Source organism: Paraconexibacter sp., assembly GCF_041602235.1.
In the GTDB taxonomy this organism is placed as follows: Bacteria; Actinomycetota; Thermoleophilia; order Solirubrobacterales; family Solirubrobacteraceae; genus Paraconexibacter.
In genome coordinates, this window is sequence record NZ_JBFIGP010000295.1 from 1 (window position 1) to 4,606 (window position 4,606).

Below are 4,606 nucleotides of genomic sequence, written 5' to 3' on the forward strand. Positions count from 1 at the left end.
GCCTGGACCTTCACGTGCACGGGCTCGTAGAGGTAGTTGTCCGCCAGCTTGCGGATCGGGGGCGCCATCGTCGCGCTGAACAGCGCGGTCTGCCGGCTGTTCGGGGTCAGCGACAGGATCTTCGCGACGTCGTCGAGGAACCCCAGGTCGAGCATCTCGTCCGCCTCGTCGAGCACGACGAACCGGCAGTCGTGCAGGACGAGCGAGTGGCGGCTGATCAGATCCAGCACGCGTCCGACCGTGCCGACGACGACGTGCCCGCCGGCCTTGAGCTGCGCCTGCTGGGTCTTGATCGGGGCGCCGCCGAAGACCGCGACGACATCGACGCCGCGGGGCTGGCCGTAGCCGCGGATCGCCTGGGTGACCTGGATGCACAGCTCGCGCGTCGGCGTGAGCACGAGCGCCTGGACCTCCTGGACCTCGGGATCGACGTACTCGACGATCGGCAGGCCGAACGCGGCGGTCTTGCCGGAGCCGGTCTGAGCCTGCCCGATCACGTCCTGCCCGCCGAGCATGGCGGGGATCGCCTGCTCCTGGATCGGGGAGGGCTTCTCGTACCCGACGTCCGACAGGGCCTTGAGGGTTGCCTCTGAAAGCCCGAGGTCGGCAAAGGTGGTCATCTCGTTGCAGAGTAGACGGAGATGCGATACCGCGCGGGTACGTGGGCGGCACGGGCCGTCATCGCCGCGGTCAGCGCGACACGTCGAGCAGGAGCTTGCCCTGGGTCCGGCGTGCCGCGAGGTCGACCTGCGCCTGGCGCGCCTCGGTGAGCGGGTACGTCGCCCCCACGACGACCCGCAACCGGCCGGCGGCGGCCCGCGCGTACAGATCCTCCAGCGCGGCGGCGACCATCCCCGGGCGGTCCAGGCAGTGACCGAACCAGAACCCGGTGACGGTCAGCGACCGCCGCAGCAGCTTCCCCGTCCGGACCTCGTTCTGCTCCTTCGAGCTGATGCCGTAGGCGATCATCCGCCCGAACGGGGCGAGAGCGCCGAGGCACTCCTCGAAGACCGCGCCGCCCGCCATCTCGAAGACCACGTCCACCGGCTCGCCCGCGTTGGCACGCAGGATGCGGTCAGTGAGCCCGTCCGGCGAGGTGTCCGTCGCCGCGTCGGCCCCCAGCTCCAGGCACAGCGCGCGCTTGTCCTCCGTGGACGCCGTCGCGATCACCCGGCCGGCGCCGAACTGGTGGCCGAGCTGCACCGCCAGCGATCCGACCCCACCGGCCCCGGACACGACGACGACGCTCTCGCCGTCCCGCACGTGCGCCTGGTCGTACAGCAGCCACGCCGTGAGGCCCTGGATGAGCAGCGCGAGCGCCGTCGCGTCGTCCACGCCCTCCGGGATCGGGAAGCAGCGGTCCTTCCGCACCGCCGCGAACTGCGCGTACCCGCCCGCGCCGCCGGTCATCGCGACGACCCGCTCGCCGGTGTCGCACCGCACGCCCGCGACCTCCGCGCCGGGGACCAGCGGCAGGTGCGACTCCTGGACGTAGGAGTTCTCGCGCGTGTGGGTGTCGGCGAAGTTCAGGCCGGCGGTGCTGACCTCGATCAGCACCTCCCCCTCGCCCGGTTCGGGCACCGGGATCTCGACGAGCTCCAGGACCTCGGGGCCCCCGAAGGCGGTTTGACGGACGGCACGCATCGTTCGCATCGCCGCGGACCGTACCGGCGTCGCCCGCGGCGGCTCGATAGCCTCGCCGACCTATGAGCGTGACCGTGGTCGGATCCATCGCCTTCGACGCCGTGAAGACCCCGTTCGGGGAGCGCGAGCGCATGCTGGGAGGCGCAGCAACCCACTTCGCCCTGGCGGCGTCGTTCTTCGACGAGATCCGTGCGGTCGGCCCCGTCGGCGAGGACTTCGACGACGCGGCGTTCGAGGTCCTCCGCACCCGCGGCACCAACACCGACGACGTCGAGCAGGTCGCGGGCGGCAAGACCTTCTTCTGGAAGGGCGAGTACGGCTGGGACCTCAACTCGCGCGAGACGCTGGACACGCAGCTGAACGTCTTCGAGCACTTCGAGCCCAAGCTCTCGCAGGCCTCGAAGGACAGCGAGATCCTGTTCCTCGCCAACATCGTGCCGGCGCTGCAGGCGCAGGTCCGCGAGCAGGCGACGGGGGCGAAGTGGGTCGCGCTCGACTCCATGAACCTCTGGATCGACATCGCTCGCGACGACCTGCGCAACGTCATCGGCATGGTCGACTGCCTGATCCTCAACGACGCGGAGGTGCGGCAGCTCGTCGCGAAGCCGAACCTCGTGAGCGCGGCCCGTGAGCTGCTGACGTGGGGCCCGAGCGCGGTCGTCGCCAAGCAGGGCGAGTATGGCGCCGTCCTCGTCACCGCCGACGGCTTCTTCTCGCTGCCCGCCTACCCGCTGGAGTCCGTGGTCGACCCGACCGGCGCCGGCGACACGTTCGCGGGCGGCTTCGTCGGGTACGTCGCGGCCCACAGGGGCGAGCCGGTCACCCACGACCTGCTCTGCCGCGCGATGGCATACGGCACGGCCCTCGCCTCCTACAACGTGGAGGAGTTCGGGACGGACCGCGTCGCGCGTCTCACCGGCGAGGAGATCGCGGCCCGCGTCAGCGAGCTGCAGACGATCACCGCGTTCCAGGACGCACCGGTCGCGCTGCGCGCCTGAGCGCCGCCCGGCGCGTTCACCTCCGGGTCTTCGCCGGCGGGCGGATCTTCAGCGTCACGCTGAGGGTCCGCTTCTGGCGTCTCCCGGCGGGGTCGGAGACCGCGATCACGACGCGCATCGTCGCCCTGCGGGCGCGGCGGATGCCGTCCCGCTGAGCCTTCGTCAGGCGCACGGCGACCAACCGCTGGCGCCCGGCGGCCAGGGAGAACTCCGCGCGGCGCAGGCTGAAGGCCCTGAGCTTCTGCGCCTTCCTCCTCGAGGCGCGCGTGACGCGAGCGCTGACCCCGGCGTCGCAGGCGGTCTCGGGGCAGGCCAGCACCATCAGGGACACGATCGCCGCGTCGGGCACCGTCAGGGTGCCGCGACCGGTGCGGATCGCCCGGTCCACGTAGATCACCCCCGGAGCCGGCGCCTTCTGCAGGCGCACGACCTTGGACCCGATGACCTTGCGGGCTGCGGCGAGGCGCTCCGCGCCCGTCGTCGGCGCGGGTGTGGGTGCCGAGGGTGCGGGTGCCGGCGGCGGCGCGGGGGCCACCGCCTCCGGGGCGGTGACGGCGGTCGGTGGCGGGCTCGTGAACGCCACCGGCACGCCGACCGTCTCACCGTCGAGCGTGGCGGTCGGGGCGCCGTCACCCGGATCGACCCCCGACGTGAGGACCGCGGCAGCCGCCCCCGATCTCGTCGGAGCGGTGGACGGGGCCACGCTGCCTCGGGCCGAACCGAAGGCGATCGCGGTCCCGTCCGGGAACGCCGCCCCGGTCGCCGCCCCGGAGCTGTCGCGGGAGAGATCGGCGGTGAGCTGGGCGGTCGCGCCCCCCGTCGGGATCGACGACGCGGACGACAGCAGTCGCAGTACGAGGTGCGGCGTCGTCGTGATCGCCCCCGCGCCCGCGACCGTGTCGCATCCCGCGGCGCCGGTGCCCGCGTTGCAGCCCCACCACACGCTCCGGGCCTGCAGCGGGACATCGCTGGTGATCCCCGTGCCGTTGTCGACGACCCGGCTGGCCCCCACCGCGGGCGCCGGGACGAGCCCGTCATCCGACACCAGGTCACCCACCAGCACGCCATGGGCCAGGCCGGTGATCGTCGAGCCGTGGATGACGCCCTGCGTGGCCTGCGCCGTGCCCCCGCAGGTCGCGTCGCAATCCAGCACCCCGACGCCGACGCCCGTACCCGCGACGCCGGTGATCGTGCTGGACAGCACGTCCACGCGGGGGGCGGCGACCGCACGCACCCCGTAGCGGTTGCCGGCCAGCGTGCTGCCGACGACGGTGACCCCGGTCGCGGCGCTGCGGTCGGCGAGCACCGCTGCCCCGCCGGCCGTGCCGGCGTCGAGCGACGGGTCCGCGGCGCAGGCCGCGCAGCGGACGTTGCTGACCGTGCTCGCGCGGACGACGCCACCGGCCCCGCTCTCGAAAGCCACGCCGTTCTGCTGGGTCGCTGAGTCGCCCACGATCGTCACGCCGTCTACCGCGACGCGGGCGCCCGTGCGCGCACGGACCCCACCAGCGGCCGTCCCCATGTCGAGGCGCAGCGCGGAGATCGTGACCTCGACGGGCCCCTCGACCCGGATGAGCGCGTCGAGCCCGGGGGTGCTCGGCGCGATGCGCGATCCCGCGCCCTCGCCCTGGAGCCGCAGGTCCTTGGTGATCACGACCGTCTGGTCGTAGGTGTCCGCCGGAACGAGGACGGTTCCCCCGACCGGCGCGGCATCGATATCGGCCTGCAGGTCGCGTGCCGCAGCCGCGCTCGACGGAATGGCGAGCGCGACCACGGTGAGCAGGATCGGCAGGCCGACGCGGATCATCGGCGGGATGATCCCGCACCTGCCGAGGTGGTGATGCGGCGGCTACTGGCCGCGCATGAACGCCATGACGGTCCGTGCGGCCTTCTTGCCCGACAGCCCGCCCGCGACCTCGGGCAGCATCCCGAACACGAGGCCGCCGAACGCGGCGACCATCAGC

General features: G+C 72.9%; 4 protein-coding genes. 1 reads left to right on the forward strand and 3 read right to left on the reverse strand.

The window, feature by feature from the left end:
• Together ABYE80_RS17390 and ABYE80_RS17395 are read right to left on the reverse strand one after the other, a co-directional pair.
• On the reverse strand, positions 1–620 hold a 620-nt coding region (locus ABYE80_RS17390; protein ID WP_372791570.1), incomplete at its 3' end, for a DEAD/DEAH box helicase.
• A 70-nt stretch (positions 621–690) separates the two neighbouring features.
• On the reverse strand, positions 691–1,653 hold the full coding sequence (locus ABYE80_RS17395) for a zinc-binding alcohol dehydrogenase family protein (RefSeq protein WP_372791571.1): 963 nt from the start codon (positions 1,651–1,653) through the stop codon (positions 691–693).
• 53 nt (positions 1,654–1,706) lie between these two features.
• On the opposite strand from ABYE80_RS17395, the gene ABYE80_RS17400 reads away from it, so the two are divergent.
• Positions 1,707–2,642 (forward strand): PfkB family carbohydrate kinase, encoded by a 936-nt coding sequence (locus ABYE80_RS17400; protein ID WP_372791572.1) that lies wholly within the window; start codon positions 1,707–1,709, stop codon positions 2,640–2,642.
• 16 nt (positions 2,643–2,658) lie between these two features.
• On the opposite strand, the gene ABYE80_RS17405 is transcribed toward ABYE80_RS17400, so the two are convergent.
• Positions 2,659–4,449 carry a hypothetical protein gene (locus ABYE80_RS17405; protein WP_372791573.1) on the reverse strand — a complete coding sequence of 597 codons (1,791 nt, stop codon included), beginning with the start codon at positions 4,447–4,449 and terminating at the stop codon, positions 2,659–2,661.
• Positions 4,450–4,606: the final 157 nt, after the last annotated feature.

Excerpts from the sequence above, each read along its gene's own strand:
- ABYE80_RS17405 (WP_372791573.1), bottom strand. The coding sequence starts at position 4,449 with ATGATCCGCGTCGGCCTGCCGATCCTGCTCACCGTGGTCGCGCTCGCC.
- ABYE80_RS17400 (WP_372791572.1), top strand. The coding sequence starts at position 1,707 with ATGAGCGTGACCGTGGTCGGATCCATCGCCTTCGACGCCGTGAAGACC.
- ABYE80_RS17395 (WP_372791571.1), bottom strand. The coding sequence starts at position 1,653 with ATGCGAACGATGCGTGCCGTCCGTCAAACCGCCTTCGGGGGCCCCGAG.